The following is a 1246-nucleotide window of genomic DNA, read 5'->3' as shown; positions in this document are numbered from 1 at the left end:
GCCGAGCGCGGCGCGCACGGCGGCGATCTGCTCGCGCATGCCGGCGCGGGCGGCGGGGAACGCCTTGGTCTTCTTTGACGTTGCCAAGGTCATGGGCTGCTCGGGCTGGTCGAGGTCGGCGGCTTGCTGTGCGGGTTGGTTTGCGCTTTCCTGCTCCGGATTTTGGTATTCCGGACGCAGCCAGCGGATCTGGCCTTGGGCTTCCTCGGCGGCGCGTTCGGCGTTGAGCGCGACCAGGCGCATCAGCAGCGCTTCCTCGGCCTCGATCTGGGCGGCGGGCTTATCGGGCCAGGGGCAGGTGGCGCCGGGGCGGCCGACCAGATGCTCGGCGAGATCGTCCCAGCCGTAGGCGTCGAAGACGGCGGTGTCGAGTTGGTCGTGCAGCTCGGCGAGCAGGCTGACCAGGCCCTGGCTGTTGATGACGCGCTCCTTGTCGGTCAGTGCGGTTCCGCGGCGCTGGGCGTCGAGGACGTTGTAGAGGCCGGTCAGGGTCAGGCTCGGGTGCTGGGCCTGCTGGCGCTTGCGGTGGGCGTCGATCTGCTCGGCGAGATCGCGGATGCGGGCGATTTGGGTGTCGCTAGCGGCGGGGAAGGGGAAGGTCTCGAAGCAGCGCGTTTTGACATAAACCGAGTCATTGCCAACGCCGAGCCAACTGCCGGTCGCCATTGCCCAGCGTGTGTGAATACTGCTGCTCAAGACGCCAAGAAAAAAGGCGTCGTCGAGTGCGAAATTGATCAGCTTGTTGTCTGGCAGAATCGCCATGTCAAGCCAGACGAAAATACGATGGCGCATGGTTTCAACGGTGGCGATATAGCGGTTCAGGCCAGCGCTCATCGCCCGCCAGTCCTTGCGCGGTTCGCCGAAGATCCACCAATGATCCCGATAAGTCGCGCGCTTGTTCTGATCTCGCTCCGGCTTCACTCGCTCTAGCACCCGCTGATAGAGGGCCGGATACCGCTCCCGCACCTGCTCGACGCTGAGCCCAAACAGGTCGATGACTTTCACTCCGCGCGGGCTCTGGGTGAGATCGCGCCCGTTGCGATAGTCGCGGATCACTGACTCAAGCCCTGGCTCTCGACCCGAGCCGAGCGCCTGAGCTTCATCCTCGGTGACGATGAAGCCGGCGCCGTGCAGCTTGACGCCTGGTGAGCTGATCTCGCTCATCGCGAGCAGCGTCTTGGCCCCGGCCACATCCGCCCCAATCGCCAAATCCGCAAACAGCTTGCCTTCGCGCTCACTCAACTCC

The 1246-nt window shown here is 64.8% G+C and carries 1 pseudogene; it reads right to left on the bottom strand.

Annotation, left to right across the window (positions count from 1 at the left end):
- Positions 1-1246, bottom strand: a pseudogene (locus VBE63_RS29690) (class I SAM-dependent DNA methyltransferase); the annotation flags it as partial.

It is taken from the genome of Lamprobacter sp., from assembly GCF_034860625.1.
Classification (GTDB): domain Bacteria; phylum Pseudomonadota; class Gammaproteobacteria; order Chromatiales; family Chromatiaceae; genus Lamprobacter.
The sequence above is the reverse complement of the archived record's forward strand: the minus strand, read 5'-3'. Positions and strand labels throughout refer to the sequence as shown.